This window comes from Arthrobacter sp. GW460-12-1-14-TSB2 (assembly GCF_059423525.1).
This window is the reverse complement of record NZ_JBWKYC010000039.1, coordinates 1-16298: the sequence shown is the minus strand read 5'-3', so window position 1 is coordinate 16298 and position 16298 is coordinate 1. Positions and strand designations below refer to the sequence as shown.

The 16298-nt window shown below is 66.9% G+C and carries 15 protein-coding genes; 9 read left to right on the top strand and 6 right to left on the bottom strand.

Annotated features, from left to right (window positions below):
- Positions 1-69: 69 nt before the first annotated feature.
- Positions 70-1104, bottom strand: a complete 1035-nt coding sequence (locus AC07YR_RS22790; protein ID WP_494735358.1) for a bile acid:sodium symporter family protein — start codon at positions 1102-1104, stop codon at positions 70-72.
- Between the two features lie 136 nt (positions 1105-1240).
- Between AC07YR_RS22790 and AC07YR_RS22785 the strand changes: the two genes are divergently transcribed.
- From AC07YR_RS22785 to AC07YR_RS22750, 8 genes are all read left to right on the top strand, one after another.
- On the top strand, positions 1241-1945 hold the full coding sequence (locus tag AC07YR_RS22785) for a GntR family transcriptional regulator (RefSeq protein WP_494735357.1): 705 nt from the start codon (positions 1241-1243) through the stop codon (positions 1943-1945).
- On the top strand, positions 1942-3390 hold the full coding sequence (locus AC07YR_RS22780; protein WP_494735356.1) for an amidase: 1449 nt from the start codon (positions 1942-1944) through the stop codon (positions 3388-3390). Before AC07YR_RS22785 ends, AC07YR_RS22780 begins: the two co-directional genes overlap by 4 nt.
- A 234-nt stretch (positions 3391-3624) precedes the next feature.
- Positions 3625-4422, top strand: a complete 798-nt coding sequence (locus tag AC07YR_RS22775) for a transporter substrate-binding domain-containing protein (protein ID WP_494735355.1) — start codon at positions 3625-3627, stop codon at positions 4420-4422.
- A gap of 8 nt (positions 4423-4430) precedes the next feature.
- A complete protein-coding gene (locus AC07YR_RS22770) occupies positions 4431-5132 on the top strand; it encodes an amino acid ABC transporter permease (RefSeq protein ID WP_055799396.1) in 702 nt (233 codons plus the stop codon).
- Entirely contained in the window at positions 5129-5878 is a 750-nt protein-coding gene (locus tag AC07YR_RS22765) for an amino acid ABC transporter ATP-binding protein (RefSeq protein ID WP_055799399.1), read from the top strand. The genes AC07YR_RS22770 and AC07YR_RS22765 overlap by 4 nt, the downstream gene beginning before the upstream one ends.
- Entirely contained in the window at positions 5878-6615 is a 738-nt protein-coding gene (locus AC07YR_RS22760) for a fumarylacetoacetate hydrolase family protein (protein ID WP_494735354.1), read from the top strand. Before AC07YR_RS22765 ends, AC07YR_RS22760 begins: the two co-directional genes overlap by 1 nt.
- A complete protein-coding gene (locus tag AC07YR_RS22755; RefSeq protein ID WP_494735353.1) occupies positions 6612-7640 on the top strand; it encodes a DUF4862 family protein in 1029 nt (342 codons plus the stop codon). The genes AC07YR_RS22760 and AC07YR_RS22755 overlap by 4 nt, the downstream gene beginning before the upstream one ends.
- Positions 7641-7722: 82 nt before the next feature.
- The gene (locus AC07YR_RS22750; RefSeq protein WP_494735352.1) at positions 7723-9474 is read left to right on the top strand and encodes an HNH endonuclease signature motif containing protein; all 1752 of its coding nucleotides are present in this window, start codon (positions 7723-7725) and stop codon (positions 9472-9474) included.
- A gap of 176 nt (positions 9475-9650) precedes the next feature.
- Here AC07YR_RS22750 and AC07YR_RS22745 read toward each other — a convergent pair whose 3' ends face one another.
- Both AC07YR_RS22745 and AC07YR_RS22740 read right to left on the bottom strand, forming a co-directional pair.
- Positions 9651-11480 (bottom strand): gamma-glutamyltransferase family protein, encoded by a 1830-nt coding sequence (locus tag AC07YR_RS22745; protein ID WP_494735351.1) that lies wholly within the window; start codon positions 11478-11480, stop codon positions 9651-9653.
- A 62-nt stretch (positions 11481-11542) separates the two neighbouring features.
- Positions 11543-14017 carry a Tex family protein gene (locus AC07YR_RS22740; RefSeq protein ID WP_494735359.1) on the bottom strand — a complete coding sequence of 825 codons (2475 nt, stop codon included), beginning with the start codon at positions 14015-14017 and terminating at the stop codon, positions 11543-11545.
- Between the two features lie 229 nt (positions 14018-14246).
- On the opposite strand from AC07YR_RS22740, the gene AC07YR_RS22735 reads away from it, so the two are divergent.
- Complete coding sequence (locus AC07YR_RS22735; RefSeq protein ID WP_028272106.1) at positions 14247-14543, top strand: hypothetical protein; 297 nt, start codon at positions 14247-14249, stop codon at positions 14541-14543.
- A gap of 30 nt (positions 14544-14573) precedes the next feature.
- Here the strand turns inward: AC07YR_RS22735 and AC07YR_RS22730 are convergent, their stop codons facing one another.
- From AC07YR_RS22730 to AC07YR_RS22720, 3 genes are read right to left on the bottom strand one after another with little or no spacing between them, the layout of a single operon-like run.
- The gene (locus tag AC07YR_RS22730) at positions 14574-14978 is read right to left on the bottom strand and encodes a hypothetical protein (protein ID WP_494735350.1); all 405 of its coding nucleotides are present in this window, start codon (positions 14976-14978) and stop codon (positions 14574-14576) included.
- 32 nt (positions 14979-15010) lie between these two features.
- Positions 15011-15541: a nucleoside deaminase gene (locus tag AC07YR_RS22725; RefSeq protein WP_494735349.1), complete on the bottom strand. Its 531-nt coding sequence runs from the start codon at positions 15539-15541 to the stop codon at positions 15011-15013.
- Complete coding sequence (locus AC07YR_RS22720; RefSeq protein WP_055799415.1) at positions 15531-16136, bottom strand: SOUL family heme-binding protein; 606 nt, start codon at positions 16134-16136, stop codon at positions 15531-15533. The genes AC07YR_RS22725 and AC07YR_RS22720 overlap by 11 nt, the downstream gene beginning before the upstream one ends.
- Positions 16137-16298: the final 162 nt, after the last annotated feature.

Sequence of the window (16298 nt, the reverse complement as noted above, 5' to 3'; positions counted from 1 at the left end):
GCGCAGCGGGGGCGGGGCTGGAGACTGGGGCCGCACGTGTCCGTTCGCGCTTCCCTGCGGGGCGAGTGCTCAGGAAACCTCCGCGGCCTCGCGGACGGCTGTAGTGCCCGGATCGGGAGCATGCCTTCGTGCCACCCGCCGGGCGACGGCGGCACACACCACCAGCTGCATGGCGTGGTACATGATCACCGGGAGGATCACCACGCCGGCCAGCGGGCCGTGGAACAGGATCGCCGACAGGGGCAGGCCGGTCGCCAGGCTCTTCTCCGATCCGCAGAACATGATGGCGGTGGAGTCAGCCCGCGCAAAGCCCATTTTCCGGCTTGCCAGGGACGTCACCGTCAACGCCGCAGCCAGCATAAGGGCGCAGATCCCGGCGGTCACGGCCAGCTGCGCCGGCGGCAGCTTTTGCCACAGCCCGTTGGCGACGGCGGCACCGAAGGCCGCATAGACCACCAGTAGAATGGCTCCCCGGTCCACGATCTTCAGGGGCAGGGCGTACCTGGCAGCCCAGCCGCCCAGCCGCCGGTTGAGCAGCTGTCCGAGCACAAACGGAAGCACTATCTGGAGCACGATCTTCACAGCCGAGGCGAGGTTCATCCCGCTGTAGGACCCCAATGCCAGCGCCACGAGCAGCGGCGTCACCACGATCCCCAGCAGGTTGGAGATGGAGGCCGCACAAACAGCCGCAGCCATATTGCCTCTCCCGATACCCGTGAAGGTGATGGCCGTTTGCACCGCAGTGGGGAGCATGGTCAGGAACAGGAGCCCGGCCACGAGCTCATGAGTCAGGTACCAGGAGGATCCCGCCGCCACCCCGAGTCCCATCAGCGGAAAGAACACAAAAGAGGCGGCAGCAATGACCAGATGGAGCCGCCATGCCTTGAACCCCTGTACTGCTGCCGAGGTGGACAGGCGCAGCCCGCTGATGAAGAACTGCACCGCCACCGCTATGCCGCCGGCTGCGGCCAGCACAGACCCCAGCTCCCCCTGCGGCGGGAATACCGCCGCAGCCACCAGCGTCAACAGCAGAAGCACCACAAACGGATCCAGCCAGCCGAAGCGCCTGCTGACCGAGGCCGCTCCAATTCCCAAAATTCCCATGAATGAGCACCCTCCGCATCGCCGATGCGCTTAAGAATACTGTAGACATTTTTACAAAACGTCCGCCGGTGTTAACGATGTGTAAACTCCTGCCGAAGCGAGTCGATTGACAATCTGTAGACAGTAGTCTGGAGGCATGATCGTCCAGGAAAGCCTTGTTTCACTCGCAGCACAGGAGATTCGCAAGCTGATTGTCAGCGGTGAGCTGGCGCCGGGCGACAAACTCAATGAACCCCCGCTCGCCGAACGGCTGGGCATCTCACGCCCTCCCCTGCGCGAAGCACTGCGCATGCTGGAAAGTGAAGGCCTGCTCGAACAGACACCGCGCCGGGGCTATCGCGTGGTGGAAATGACGGAGTCGGACATCAACGAGATCTACTCACTCCGGCGGGCACTGGAAATGTTTGCCCTGGACCTCCTGCTCGCCAGGAAAGACCCGTCCGCCTACCCGGCTTTGGATCCGATCATGACCACCATGAGGGCCGCCGCCAAGCGCGGCGACCAAACCACCGTGGTGCAGGCCAACGTTGACTTCCACACGGCACTCGTGGAAGCTGCCGGCCACCGCCGGCTGACAGATGCCTACCGTTCCCTCATGCTCCAGATGCAGCTGTGCATGGCAGCCAACGTGATCAGCGAGGCCCGCACCAAGGGCGACCTCAGCAAGGGCTGCGACCGGCATGCGGCTTTGCTCGCATGCCTGCGGTCCGGAGATGCTGAGCGTATTCGCCGCGAGTTCGAAGAGCACGGCGAACGCGACTACCTCGAGCGCGGGGGAAGCTCCGCTGAATCGGCCGCAGGCCAGGAAGCCGGGGCACACCCTGCAGGCATAGCGGGATGACGGCGTCAGTGCTGCAACAACTCAACACGGGCATGCTGGACGCAACCGACATTGCCGAAGCCGTCAAGAACGGATCACTGACCGCTTTCGACGTCATGGCCGCGGCCCGAACCCGCGCCCAGTCCCCGGCCGGCCGGGCGATGAACGCTTTCATCACCGAAGACTGGGACCGGGCCGCCCGCGCTGCTGCCGCCGTCGACCGCCGCCGCGCCGCCGGTGAGGCACTGGGACCGCTGGCCGGCGTGCCGTTCAGCGTCAAGGACGTGATCGCCGTCGCCGGCCTTCCCATAACGGGCGCCAGTAAGGCGTTTGCGGACACAGTGGCGACGACGACGGCACCGGCAGTCCAGCGCCTGCTGGACGCGGACGCGATCCTGATCGGCAAGACCAACTGCCCCGAGTTCGCCTTCGGCGTTACGTGCGACAGCCCCCTCCTGGGCAGGACCGGCAACCCCCGGTTTCCGGCGAACACGCCAGGCGGCTCCAGCGGAGGCGAGGCCGCGTCGCTGGCCGCAGGTATCTCGGCGCTGGGAGTCGGCACCGATTTCGGCGGCTCCGTCCGCTGGCCCGCCCAGTGCGTGGGGGTCGCCGCGCTTCGTCCGGGCATTGGTTCTGTTCCCGGGGACGGCCAGGTTCCGGGCGTTGGCGGCAGTTTCGGAGCGAACGGAACCGTGCCGGCCGCGAGCCCGGGGATGCAGGGTACGTTCCAGACCATCGGCCCCATGGCCAGGTCCGTGCGCGACCTGCGGTCGGCATATCTCATCATGTCCGGGGCCGAGGCCCGTGGCGTGGCCGACCGGCAGGAATCGTCCGGAGGCCTCATGCCATCCGCGGGCTCCCGGCGCCCGTTCCGGATCACCTGGAGCGACGGCGCCGCGCTCGGCCCCGTCCGCGCGGAGGTCACGGCACTGATGGAGCGGCTGGCCGCTGTGTTGGCGGGGGACGGCCACACGGTCCGGCACCAGCCGGACCTGTTCGCGGACTGCCTGCCACCCTACAACCGGCTTCGGGCCGTGGATCCCATGGTGGACCATGCCGCGGCCGTCAAGGGACGCGAAGACGGCGTAACAGCCGCCAATCTCCAGACCATCCAGGCGTCGTTCGCTGCCACTGCCGCCGACGTGGAGATTGCCTGGCAGGCTGCCAATTCCGCGCGCTCCGCCGCCTTGACCCAGCTTGCGGCGGTGGACATTGCCCTGCTCCCGGTGGCGGGAGGCCCCGCGGGCGACCCCGACGGCCGCCTGGACATCGACGGCCAGACAGCCGAGGGCTGGGAAATCATGGGGCATTGCCGGGCCGTCACGCTGACCGGATGCCCTGCGGTGTCCTTGCCGGTCGGGTTGTCCAACGAGGGCCTGCCGCTGTCCGTGCAAATTGTGGCAGGGCCGGGCGGCGAACTGACTGCGTTGGACTTCGCCCTCGTGCTGGAGAGCCTGGATATCTGAGGTTCCCACCCTGATCGGGGCACGCCTTCGGGCCACGCCTGCGTTGCCGACAAGGCTGCCAACGGGGCTGCCGCAGCGGGCTGCAGGTTCCCCAAATTGTAAAATTGTCTACAGAATTCATAATTAACATTTCGGAAACGAAGCAGGCGATTCCCGGACACACGTAACCCATAGCGTCTTAGCTGTCAGGCAATCATCACTGGCACCTGGATCACTGAAAGTGGGAAGCAACGCATGTTTTCACGCACTAGCAAAGCCGCCGTCGTCGCCACTCTGGCTGCTCTGGCCCTCGCTACGAGCGGCTGCTCAGCCAGTAGCACCGCCTCCGCAGGCACGGCCGCGAAGGAAAAGTTCACCATCGCCACGAGCGGCACGTTCCGCCCCATTACTTTCTCCGAGGGCGGCAAGCTCACCGGCTTCGACATTGAAGTGGGCACCATGATCGCGGACAAACTCGGCATGGAAGCAGAATTCGTTGAGGGTCAGCTGTCCGGACTTCTCCCGGGGCTGAACAGCGGGAAGTTCGACGCCGTGATGTCAGGCCTCACCATGACTGAACCGCGCAAGCAGTCCATCACCTTCTCCGCTCCCTACCTCGCCGACGGCGCGGTGGCAGTGGTGTCCAAGAACAACAGCTCAGTCCAGGACGTCAGCAAACTCGACGGCTTCAAAGTGGGCGCAATCGGCGGCTCCGGCACTGAATCAGACGTCAAGGGCATCGGCGGGTTCACCGAGCTCAAGGCCTACCCCGGCGCCCCTGAAGGCTTCGCCGACGTCGCCGCCGGACGCATCGACGTCTTTGCCACCGGCCGGATCGCCGCTGAGAACTTCATGAAGAACTCCCCGCTCGCAGCAGACCTGAAGATCGTGGGCGAGGTGTACGGAACCAAGCCCGCCGGCGTCGGACTTCCCAAGAGCGACACCGAGATGAAGCCCAAGGTGGACAAGATCATCGCCGAACTGAAGGCGGACGGCACCCTGGAGAAACTGAACCAGAAGTGGTTCGGCTTCACCGTGGCAATCCCGGAGTAACTGCCGCCATGAATATCCCTGAGCCCGGCTCTGTAGCAGCCGAATATTTCCCCATCTTCCTGAACGGCGCCCTGACAACACTGGGGATCGTGGCCGCGGCCATCGTCTGCGCCACCGTGTTGGGATACGTGATCGCCACGCTGCGGCTCTCGCGGATCCGCGCCCTGCGCATCTTCGCAGCGGCGTACGTCTGGTTCTTCCGGGGCCTTCCGCTGATGCTTTCGCTGTTCTTTTTCTACTACACGAAGCCGTTCGGGCTGACCCTGGACGCGTTCTCGGCGGGCCTGATCGCCATGAGCCTGAACTCGGCGTCGTTCTTCTCGGAAATCATCAGGGCCGGGCTCAAGTCCGTCAACACCGGACACCTGGAAGCGGCCGACTCCGTCGGCATGAACCCGCTGCAGAAGTTCCTCCGCGTCACCGGCCCCGAGGGCATCCGCCTGATGACCCCGCCGTACATCAACAACTGCATCATCATGCTCAAGGAGTCGGCCCAGATTTCGGTGATCACGGTCCCCGACCTGATGCTTCAGGGGCAGAAGGCCTATAACTCCACGTACAACGTCATGGAGACGCTGGGCGTCGTGGCTGCGATGTACCTGGCCATGACCAGCCTCCTGATGGCCCTCCAGATCATCATCGAAAAGAAGACCGGCCGAAAAATGGGCACCACGAAATCACTCCGCGAGACCGTAGGGAGCATGGCATGATCAGCATCACCGGATTGACCAAGAGCTACGGTTCCCGCGAAGTACTCAAAGACGTGGACCTGCGCATCCTGCCGGGCGAGGTGGTGGCCATCATCGGCCCCAGCGGCGCCGGCAAGAGCACGCTCCTGCGCTGCATCAACATGCTGGAAGTCCCTGATTCCGGGCGCATCCACGTGGACGGCCGGCAGGTGTTCTACACGCCGAATTCGCGCGGAAAGCTGGGTGTGCTGGACCAGTTCCGGCTGACCTGGCTGCGGCGGGAAATCTCCATGGTGTTCCAGCAGTTCAACCTGTGGCCGCACCGGACCGTCCTGGACAACCTCCTTGAGGGTCCCGTCATCTCCAAACGCGAGAAGCGCGCCGTCGCCGAACCCCGTGCACTGGAGAAACTGCGCTCGGTGGGCCTCGAGGAAAAGGCGGACGCCTACCCGGCAGACCTTTCCGGCGGGCAGCAGCAGCGTGTGGCCATCTGCCGGGCGCTGATGATGGAGCCCAAAGCAATCCTGTTTGACGAGCCCACGTCCGCTTTGGACCCTGAGCTGGTCAACGAGGTCCTGGACATCATGGCCAAGCTGGCGAAAACCGGCATGACCATGGTGATCGTGACCCACGAGATGAAGTTCGCCCGCGAGGTGGCGGACCGGGTGATCTTCATGGAACATGGCGGCATCGTGGCGGAAGGGCCGCCGGACGAGGTGTTCCAGCACCCGCGGCTCCGCGTCTACGCATCCCACCTAAGCCACTGATGGCACGCCATCCGCTCACTCTGGTTGCGGCTTCCCTCGGCGCGCGTCCGTTTCTGGAGTCCGAGGCGCTGCCGGGAGTCCGCATTCCAGGCCAGCTCATAGGCATCGGCGAGAACTACTGGCCTGATGGGCCCCGGCCGGCCGCGGGTCGCATTCCCCTGGTGTTTGGCAAGTTTCCCGGCAGCCTGGCCGGGGACGGCCAGCCGATCGTCCTGGACCCCGTGATTGCCGGAACGGTGGTCTGCGAAGGTGAGCTCGCCGTCGTCGTCGGCCGCCTGCTAAAGGACGCCCGCAGCCCGGAAGAGGCGCTCAAGGCAATCGCCGGTGTGACGGTGGCAAACGACGTTTCGGCGCGGGACCTTCAGGCGGCCGACATCCAGTCCACCCGGGGCAAGAGCCTGGACACGTTTTGTCCGCTGGGACCTGAGCTCGTGACCCTCGATGAACTGCCGGAGCTGCAGTCGCTGAGCATCGTCACGCGGATCAACGGCGCTGTCGTTCAGGACTCGACCACGGCCAGCATGGTGTTTTCGGTGGCTGAACTAATGATGTTCTGTTCCCGGTTCATGACCCTGTATCCGGGCGACGTGATCCTCACGGGAACACCCTTCGCACCTGACGAATCCGTCCTGGAGCTCCAGCCGGGCGACACGGTTTCGGTCGAGGTCGGTGGCGTCGGTCTCCTGACCAATCCCGTGGCCGCAAGGGTGCCTTCGGACCGGATGGCGCGGGTGTGACTTCTTCGCCGGGGCTGATCCTGAGCGCCTACGCGGCCGCGCCCGCCATCGATTCGTGGCACCCGTCGGACGAGGCGGCCTACCTGTCCGCGGTCGGTGCACTCCCCTACGTGGCCGGGCTGGAGATTCCGTTCCATGGATCCGTTGGAGGCAGTGCCTCCGGTAGCGGAGGGCTGCCTGGTGGCGCATTGCATAAGTACGACGGCGGCTGGTTACTTCGCGCTGTACGGCACCTGCCGCAACACCTGGCTTTTACTGTCACCACCATCCCGGACACCATGGACCGATTGGGTCGGGAGCCGGCTTTTGGGCTCGCCTCCACGGACACCGGTGGACGGCAGGCGGCGTTAGCTGCGGTGTTTCGGACGGCTGAGGCTGTTCGCAGCCTCAATGATGCCGTTGGACGGCAGGCCGTGCGCGCGGTTCACCTGTTCAGTGCACCCCGGCCTTCCGCTGGTGTGTCCGCTGCCAGCGCGTCAGCCGGCGCGCTAAGAGCGTCGTTGGCTGAGCTGGCCGGCTACGCCTGGGACGGCGCCCGGCCCGTGCTGGAACACTGCGACTCCGCGCTCGGCAACAAACCGTGGATCAAGGGATTCCTGCCTTTGGAAGCGGAAATCGAGGCGATCACGGCAGCCGATGCCGGCGTCGGCCTTGCGGTGAACTGGGCGCGCTCCGTGATTGAACAGCAGGATGTCAGCGCGCCCAGCCGGCACCTGAAACTGGCCACCGACGCTGGGGTATTGGCCGGCGTCGTGCTTTCCGGATGCTCGCCGGTTGATACGGCGTTCGGCCGCGCCTGGGACGACACGCACCTCCCGCCCGCCCCGCTGGAGCCCCGTTCCCTGTTGACTGCGGACCGGATCCGGGAGTTTGCGGTTACCGCCGGTGCCGGGATGAGCAACGGTCTGGGCCCCAGCCGTCCGTACCGCGGCCTGAAGGTTTCGGCACCCCGCAACGCGAACGTGGAACAGCGCATTGCCGTCGTTTCGGGATCCATCGCTGCGGTGCGCGAGGCCGGGTTCTGAGACGAAGGCTCTTTCAAGGCGGTAGCGGCTTCGGCCCACTTGGAGTCGCTATTTTGTCGTAGGTCGCTGGGAGAGTTGTCCCATGGAGGTCTTGGGGGAACTCGCAGCAGCAGGAGGGGCGTTGCGGTGGGCGGCATTGCCCGCCGCCGCTTCTGCTGTTCGGGTTACCTCCGGTCCGGGCCTGCGCAGTGTCCCCGCCGGTCTGCAGACTTCTCAGGCGTTGGCGTCCGACGGCGGCGGATCCGATGATCTCGCCCGGATCCTTGAGCTGCTCGGGGCTTTGAGTTCGACAGCGGTCGAGGACGCCGGGGTGATGGGCTTCCGGGAGGCTGCCGACTTCGCGGCGAACGTTGAGGACATCGCCCGGACCCTGGAATTTCTGCAGGTGGTCGCGGCCGGGGCTGTGGAGCGAACCCGGCGCCAGGCCTCGGCTGCTGCGCGGGCCGGCTCGGGTGCCGCGGTTGCCTGGACCACCGGATGGGGTAACGAGACTGCCGTGCACGGACCCATCGGCTGGGCCACCAGCCCGGCTGCCGGCGCAGGGAGTGACCCGGCTGCAAGCGACCCGGCTACAGAGGCGCCCGCGGGAATTGCAACTGAAGAAACCCGGGCCCCAGACCCGGCCGATGACGGGTGCCGGAACACTACCGAATTCCTCCGGGCCCGGTTGCGGATCGGTGCCGGCGAAGCCCGCCGCCGGCTGGCACTGGCGGAGGCGGTCCTGCCCAGGACCGGGATAACCGGGCACCCCCAACCGGCGGAACGGCCCGAACTCGCGGCCGCCGTGGCATCCGGGACCGTGGGCTCCCGGTCCGCGACCATCATCACCCTGGCGTTAGACCGCGTCCGCCACCACGCCGCCGAAGACACCACCGCCAGGATGGAACACGCCCTGACCCACACCGCGACGGAACAGGACACCGACTTCGTCGCCCGCGTCGCCCGGCAGTTGGTTGACGCGATCGACCAGGACGGCACCGAACCCACCGAGAAGGAGCTCCGGCACCGCCAGGGAGCGTTTATCCGGAAGCCCCGGCGGGGACTGCACCACGTGGAATTCTTCGCCACTGCGGACCAGTACGAACCCCTCCTGACCGTGATGAACACGGCAACCAACCCCCGCACCCAACCAGGCGAGCCGGACCTGGACCAGCGCACCCGTCCCCAGCAGCTCCTGGACGGCCTTGTCGGCGCCTGCAAAGCAGCCCTGACCACCGGTGCGCTCCCTGCCGCGGGCGGGCTCCGCCCGCAGGTTATGGTCACCATCGACTACCGCGACCTCCTCGACCAGCTGGAGAACCCCAAGCACGCCACCGCCCAAGGACCCCGCTACCGGTCAGGCGTCGACACCGGGACGAGCGCGGGCGCAGCTAACGGCATCCCGGGCACGGGCACAGGCTCGTTCACGTTCACCGGCCCCGTCACCGCCGCCACCGCCACCGCCACCGCCCGCAAAATAGCCTGCGACGCGGACATCATCCCCGTCCTGCTCGGCAGCCAGGGGCGGATCCTGGACATCGGCCGGACCACCCGGGTGTTCCCGCCCCACATCCGCAAAGCCCTCACCGCCCGCGACCAGGGCTGCGCGTTCCCGGGCTGCACCATCCCCGCACCCTGGTGCGAGGCCCACCACATCACCTACTGGTCACACGGCGGAACCACCAGCACAGACAACGGCGCACTGCTCTGCAGCCATCACCACCACCTGATCCACAAGGAACAGTGGCAGATCCACGTCAAAACCGGGATCCCCTGGTTCATCCCGCCACCCCACATCGACCCACGCCAGGTCCCGCGAAGAAACACCTACTTCACAACCTTGCTTTCAGCCTGACGCTGAGCGACCGGGACCAATCACGCACGGGCGCATATCTCGGCGGTGGCAGATCAAAGCGCGCCCCCGGAGCCGTTCCGGGGGGCGGGCCGGGCGGCAAGTGACCGTTCGCGCTTGGTGAAGTGACGTGGTTGCCCTTCAAGAATCAAAGGGCGGAGACACCCCGTGCGGAACGGCTACCGCCCCGCCGCGTAGCCTTGCGCGCCGCGGGGGTTCGCTGCGGCCTGCAGGACTCCCGTCAGTGGATCGCGCACAACGGCGGACAGCCTTCCCAGCGTCCAGCCGCCTGCCCGCGTGATCCGGTGACCGCGACGTTCCAGGCCCGCAATGACGTCCTCACCCAGCCGGTCCTCCACGACTGCGCCGCCCGGCTCCCAGGTGCGGGGCCAGAACGACCCCGGCATCGAAGTCGTATGGAACGTCGGCGCATCGATGGCCTGTTGCGGGGAGTAGCCGCCCACGATGGTCCGCAGCAGGTACGGCAGCTGCCACTGGTCCTGCTGGTCGCCGCCCGGAGAGCCCAGTGCGGTGACAGCCGTGCCGTTCCGAAGCACGAGGGTCGGCGTCAGGGTGGTGCGGGGGCGCTTCCCCGGCGTGAGCGTTGACGGCGTTCCGGGTTCGAGCCAGGTCATCTGCAGCCGCGTTCCCAGGCAGAAGCCCAGCTCGGGAATCGCCGGGGAGGACTGCAGCCAGCCGCCCGACGGAGTCGCCGAAATAATGTTTCCCCAGCGGTCCACCACGTCGAGATGGCAGGTGTCGCCGCGCGTCTCGCCGGTTGCCAGCACGGTCGGCTCCCCCACTCCGGCGCCGTTCCCGCGTAAGCCCGGCCCGTCGTCGTCGTTCACAAGCGCTGGCGGCACGTACTCCCTCCGGAGCGGCGGGGTAAACGGTTCTCGCCCGGGAACCCGGCCGGGCCGGAACTCATGCGACGCCTGCTCCGTGATCAACGCACGGCGCTCCGCGGCGTACCCGGGGGACAGCAGATGGTCGAGCGGAACGTCAGTGTCGCCGTAGTAGGCCTCCCGGTCGGCGAGCGCCAGCTTCTGGGCCTCGAGGATCGTGTGCGCGCCGAGTTCGGTGGACGGGTCGAGGTACTCGTCGGCGAATCCATCCAGGATCGCAAGGGTTTGCAGCAGCGCCGGACCCTGGCCCCACGGGCCTGTTTTGGCGACCGTGTGCCCCCGGAACTGAAGAGTCGCAGCGGGCTCGTAGCCTGCCTCGAAGGCTGCCAGGTCATTCAGTGACAGCACGCCCCGATGGTCGGTGCCGGATGAATGCCGGTGCGGCGTCTGCACGGACTGCACCATCGCCGCTGCGACAAAACCCTCGCGCCATTCGCGGCGGGCGGCGTCGATGCGCGCTTCCCGAGTGGACTCTGAGACCCCTGACTCTGCCAGACGCACAAGGGTCCGCGCGTGGGCCGGATTCCGGATCAGCTCCCCCTCCGCAGGGATGCGGCCATCCGGCATCCACAGTTCGGCCGACGTGGGCCAGTGCTCCCGGAACAGTTCGGAAACGGCGGCGATTGTCGCACCCACCCGTCCCAGCACCGGATGGCCGTCGCGGGCGTACCCGATCGCGAACTCCAGCACCGCCGGCAGTTGCCACGTTCCGTGGTCGCGCAGCAAAAGGAGCCATGCGTCGACGGCGGCAGGTACCGCTGCGGCCAAGGCGCCCGAACCGGGCATCAGTTCCAAGCCCTCCGAACGATAGTGCTCCGCCGTTGCTCCCGCGGGAGCCGGCCCCTGCCCCATCAGGACCACCGGCTTGCCCGGTTCCGCAGCCGTGACAAACACCGCGGTCATGTCCCCGCCCGGACCGTTCAGGTGCGGCTCAACGACGTGGAGCACAAACGCCCCTGCGGTGGCGGCGTCGAACGCGTTCCCGCCCCGTTCCAGCACCGACTGGGCAGCCGCCGTCGCAAGCCAATGCGTCGAGGCGGACATCCCGAAGGTTCCCCGCAGGGTGGGGCGCGTGGTGAAAGGCTCAGGCCGGGTAAAGGTCATGGGGACCACTGTAGCCACGGCCGCCAGCCGCAGGAGGGACTAACCGCGACGGTCGATGGCGGCTACTTGCCCAAGCCGGCCTTCCGCAGCGCCTCGGCCATGGCCGTGTTGACCGGAGCGGGCTTGGGCGGCGGCGTCCGTTTGGCGTCGGCGCTGTCTCTCCGCGGCTGGCGGTCGCTACTCCGTGGCGGTTTGGCGTCGCTCCCCTGCCGTGGTGACCCGCTCCCCTGCCGTGGTGCACTGCTGGCCTGCCGACCGGAAGCAGCCGGCCTGCCCGCCGCGGCAGTCGGCCGGCCACCGGCAGGTGCCGGTTCGTCGTCGAGCCTCAACGTGAGCGAGATGCGCTTCCGTTCCGGGTCTGCCTCAAGAACTTTCACCCGCACCACCTGGCCGGACTTCACCACTTCGCGTGGATCAGACACGAAGCGGTTGGCCAGCGCGGACACATGCACCAGTCCGTCCTGGTGCACTCCGACATCCACGAACGCCCCGAACGCGGCCACGTTGGTGACGGTTCCCTCCAGGATCATCCCGGGACGGAGGTCGGAGATCTTCTCGATCCCTTCCGAGAACTTCGCGGCTGCAAAGGCCGGCCGCGGGTCCCGTCCGGGCTTCTCCAGTTCGGAAAAGATGTCCTGGACCGTGGGCAGTCCGAAGGCGCCCTCCACGAAATCCTGCGCGTTGAGCGAAGCCAGGCTGCCGGCCCCGGACCCGCTAAGAGCTGCCTTCCCGGCAGCTGACTTTCCGCCGCCTGCGGCCGCCAGGATCTTCCGCGCCACGGGGTAGGCTTCCGGGTGCACGCTCGAAGCGTCCAGCGGCTCCGCTCCCCCGGTGATCCGGAGGAACCCGGCGCACTGCTCGAACGCCTTGGCCCCCAGCCGCGGCACCTTCTTCAGATCACTGCGCTTGGCGAACGGTCCGTGCTCGTTCCGGTACGCCACGATGTTCTCGCTCAGCAGCGGCCCGACGCCGGCCACGCGGCTCAGCAGCGCAGGCGACGCCGTGTTGACGTCCACTCCCACCGCGTTGACGCAGTCCTCCACCACGGCATCCAGGCTGCGGTCCAGCTTCGCCGCCGTGACGTCGTGCTGGTACTGCCCGACACCGATCGACTTCGGCTCGATTTTCACCAGCTCGGCCAGCGGATCCTGCAGGCGCCGGGCGATGGAGACCGCCCCGCGCAGGGAGACATCCATGCCGGGCAGCTCGGCCGCAGCAAGGGCCGACGCCGAATACACCGAGGCCCCGGCTTCGGACACCACCAGCTTTTCCGGTGCCGCTGCTCCCGACGCGGACAGCTTCTTGATCAGTTCGAGGGCGAGCTTGTCGGTCTCGCGGGACGCCGTCCCGTTGCCGATCGCCACCAGTTCGACCGCGTGCTGGCGCGCCAGCCGGACCAGCGTGGCCAGGGCTTCGTCCCACTTGCGCGCCGGGGCGTGCGGGTAGACCGTGTCGGTGGCCACCACCTTGCCGGTCCCGTCCACCACGGCCACCTTCACGCCGGTGCGCAGTCCCGGGTCCAGTCCCAGGGTTGCCCGGTTGCCTGCCGGGGCCGCCAGCAGCACGTCGCGGAGGTTTGCGGCGAAAACCCGCACGGCTTCGTCCTCGGCTGCGGCGAACATCCTCCCCCTCAGGTCGGCCGTGAGCCGGGCCAGCACCCGCGAGCGCCACGCCACCTGCGCGGTCTGCAGCAGCCATTCATCGGCTGGCCGGCCGCGGTCCGCGACCCCGAGGAACCTGGCCACGGCGGACTCGTAGCGGCCGCGGGCGGCGGCCAGGGCGGCGTCGTCGGACGGTTCCGCCTCGGCAAGATCCAGCTCCAGCACCCCGTCCTTTTCCCCGCGGAGCAGCGCCAGGACACGGTGCGACGGCATCCCGGACGGCGCCTGCGAAAACTCGAAGTAGTCCTTGAACTTCTGTCCCTCGGCCTCCTGGCCCTTCTTCACCCGCGACACCATCCGGCCCTGGGTCCAGAGTCGTTCGCGGAGGGTCGCGGCGAGATCGGGGTCCTGGGCCACCCGCTCGACGAGGATGGACCGGGCACCCGCCAGCGCTGCCGCGGCGTCCTCGATGGAATGTTCAGCGTTCAAGTACTTGGCGGCCTCGCGCTCCGGGTCCAGTTCCGGGCGCTTGAGAAGGGCATCCGCGAGCGGCTCGAGACCCGCCTCACGGGCGATCTGGGCCTTGGTCCGCCGCTTGGTTTTGAAGGGAAGGTAGATGTCTTCCAACCGGGATTTGGTATCGGCGCCGACGACGGCGGCCTGCAGTTCCGGCGTCAGCTTGCCTTGCGCGGCGATCGCCTCCAGGACGGTCCGACGGCGGTCCTCCAGTTCGCGGAGGTACCGGAGCCGCTCCTCGAGGTCGCGGAGCTGGGTGTCGTCCAGCGTCCCGGTGGCTTCCTTGCGGTACCGGGCGATGAAGGGAACGGTCGAGCCGCCGTTGAGCAGTTCCACCGCGGCCTTCACCTGCCACGCCTTGACCCCCAGCTCGCCGGCGATCTGGGCCGCGATGTGCTCGGCAGTTGAGCCGGCAGACATGGTGGTGACCGGGCTGGCCGGTGTTGTGGCCGGTGTACCGGCAGGGAAAGCGGAGGGGCGCTGCGGGATGTGGTTCACCCAGATCATTTTGCCTTACCGGACCGACACTGTGACGCTGTGCCATCTCTGCACCTCCCCGCGGCAGCCAAAACTGGGGCTATCCACAAGGGAAAAGAAGTGATGTAGTGGCAGTTGGGGGGAGCCCGACGATCTACGGAGGCGGTCCACGATGCAGGAGTTGCTCATCATCCTTCAGGGCGGCTTTGAGGAGGACAACGTCACGGTTTTCGTCAACGGCAAGCAGGCCAGGCGCGACACCGAACTTTCTACGAATCCGTTGCTTGGAATCGCCGAAGAAGTCGCGATCGAGGTTCCGGCGCGCGGGGCAACTATCGGCGTCGATGTCACCAGCCGGGGCTTGTCCGGGGGCGTCAAGCTCAGCGGCAGGCCCAAGAGCCTCCTCGTGTCCATCGAAAACGGCAAACTCCTGCTGCGGGAAGGGACCGGCCGCGAAGCGTTCCTCTAGCGGGCGGGCTTGGTTACCGGGCGGGCTTGGTTACCGGGCGGGCTTGGTTACCGGTCGGGACGGACGGTCAGGAGCTCTGCCGGTCTGCGCGCCCGCAGCGATGATGTTCCGGCGATGCAGCGCCACCGCCAGCAGGATCAGCGGAACATGGATCGCCGGGAGGTTCCTCGCGAACCACTTGGGCAGGTAAATGTCAGTCACCGACCCCGTCTCGTCTCCAAGGTTTTTGGCCACAGCGGTCAGCGGGCAGTGGAAGCCGTTGGCGGCAAAAACGAGCGTTTCACCGGCAACGACGCACGCGGCCACCCCGGCACGCCTGTCCGTGCGACCGCGGATTCCCGCGTACAAGAGGTAGACCATGCAGGCTTCGATCAGGAACCAGGCCAGCGTGTGGAATGACTTCACTGCCGTCAAGGCCATGCGGTTTCGGTCCATGCCTCCGCCTCGTGCCGGTATTCCGTCTCGCCCTATTTCCCTGGAACGCGGGCAGAGTCCGCGGGCGCGTCCTCGGCGATGTCCTCGGCCCACAGTTCCGGGTAGTCGCGCTGGAAAGCGAGCATCATGTCCACGCAGCGCTGGTCGTCCAGCACCAGCACTTCAACACCCCGCGAGCGCAGGAGCTCGAATTCGCCAGGAAATGTCCTGGCCTCCCCCACCACCACCCGCGGAATCTTGAACTGGATGATCGTCCCGGTGCACATCGCGCATGGAGCCAGGGTGGTGTAGAGCGTGGTGTCGCGGTAACTCTTCTGGCGCCCGGCAGCACGGAGCGCAGCCATCTCGCCGTGGGCGATGGGATCGCCGTGCTGTACGCGCTCGTTGTGGCCGCTGGCGATCACTTCATTGCCCCTCGCCAGCGCGGCACCGATGGGGATGCCACCTTCACTGAGACTCTGCTCGGCGGCCCGGACAGCTGCTTGGAAGGCTGCCTCATCGTAGGTGGCGGGGGCTGAGGCGGCTGCCTCGGTGGCGGTGTGGTCACCCGGTTTATTGCTCATGCGGCCCTCCCTTGTGGCCGGCAAGTCCCGCCGACTCCTCGATATCCTGGACCACTTCATTCTTCCTGAGGAACCAGGGTTTGAAAGGCGGGTCAAAGCGTGCGAACCGGGGCGCTCCGACTGGCCTGAGGCCGGCTTGAGCCAGGGCTTCCTGCAGGACTCTGTTCCGCTTCTCGAACGCCGCTTCGGTCCCCCTGCCGGAGAATCCCAGGACGGCGGCCATCGAACCGCGCACGGCCCGGATTTCCACTTGCGGATTATTCGGAACGGGAGCTGTTGCCGCCGTGATGCTGGCGGGAAGAACGAACGCAACAACGAATTCGCTGTCGCCGAGGGCACCGCTCTGGACCACCGGCGCGGTCATTGCCAGTTTCCGGGATGGCGCGGGACTTTGCAGGACCGGGGCGGTCATGGACACGGACCTGCGTGCGGTGTTGTTACCGCTGATGTAGCCGAAAAGAAGCCGAAAAGCGGCGTTGCCCGCACTGTCGAAGGTCGCGTTCACCTTCACTTCGGCGACGGAGTGCGCCGGGTAACGGCGCACTTCAAAATCCGGAAACCGTTGGACGACTTCAAAAGGCTGCTGTTCAGTCATGTTCCTCAGACCTTACGCCGACCGTGCCTGCCCGGGCCAGAGGCTGGCGGGCAGCGGCAGAGCCGAACGGGGGGTGCCCAAGCCAAATTGATGCTCCTATAGGTGTCAATGGTCGTTGAGCCAGCTTTCGTAGCGTTGGTGGAACACGTCGTCGCGAGTAAG

Bases quoted from the DNA above. Each gene is read 5' to 3' on its own strand.
- AC07YR_RS22760 (WP_494735354.1), top strand. From the start codon at position 5,878: ATGGCACGCCATCCGCTCACTCTGGTTGCGGCTTCCCTCGGCGCGCGT.
- AC07YR_RS22785 (WP_494735357.1), top strand. From the start codon at position 1,241: ATGATCGTCCAGGAAAGCCTTGTTTCACTCGCAGCACAGGAGATTCGC.
- AC07YR_RS22720 (WP_055799415.1), bottom strand. From the start codon at position 16,136: ATGACTGAACAGCAGCCTTTTGAAGTCGTCCAACGGTTTCCGGATTTT.
- AC07YR_RS22725 (WP_494735349.1), bottom strand. From the start codon at position 15,541: ATGAGCAATAAACCGGGTGACCACACCGCCACCGAGGCAGCCGCCTCA.
- AC07YR_RS22745 (WP_494735351.1), bottom strand. From the start codon at position 11,480: ATGACCTTTACCCGGCCTGAGCCTTTCACCACGCGCCCCACCCTGCGG.
- AC07YR_RS22730 (WP_494735350.1), bottom strand. From the start codon at position 14,978: ATGGACCGAAACCGCATGGCCTTGACGGCAGTGAAGTCATTCCACACG.
- AC07YR_RS22780 (WP_494735356.1), top strand. From the start codon at position 1,942: ATGACGGCGTCAGTGCTGCAACAACTCAACACGGGCATGCTGGACGCA.
- AC07YR_RS22775 (WP_494735355.1), top strand. From the start codon at position 3,625: ATGTTTTCACGCACTAGCAAAGCCGCCGTCGTCGCCACTCTGGCTGCT.
- AC07YR_RS22750 (WP_494735352.1), top strand. From the start codon at position 7,723: ATGGAGGTCTTGGGGGAACTCGCAGCAGCAGGAGGGGCGTTGCGGTGG.
- AC07YR_RS22735 (WP_028272106.1), top strand. From the start codon at position 14,247: ATGCAGGAGTTGCTCATCATCCTTCAGGGCGGCTTTGAGGAGGACAAC.
- AC07YR_RS22740 (WP_494735359.1), bottom strand. From the start codon at position 14,017: ATGTCTGCCGGCTCAACTGCCGAGCACATCGCGGCCCAGATCGCCGGC.
- AC07YR_RS22770 (WP_055799396.1), top strand. From the start codon at position 4,431: ATGAATATCCCTGAGCCCGGCTCTGTAGCAGCCGAATATTTCCCCATC.
- AC07YR_RS22765 (WP_055799399.1), top strand. From the start codon at position 5,129: ATGATCAGCATCACCGGATTGACCAAGAGCTACGGTTCCCGCGAAGTA.
- AC07YR_RS22790 (WP_494735358.1), bottom strand. From the start codon at position 1,104: ATGGGAATTTTGGGAATTGGAGCGGCCTCGGTCAGCAGGCGCTTCGGC.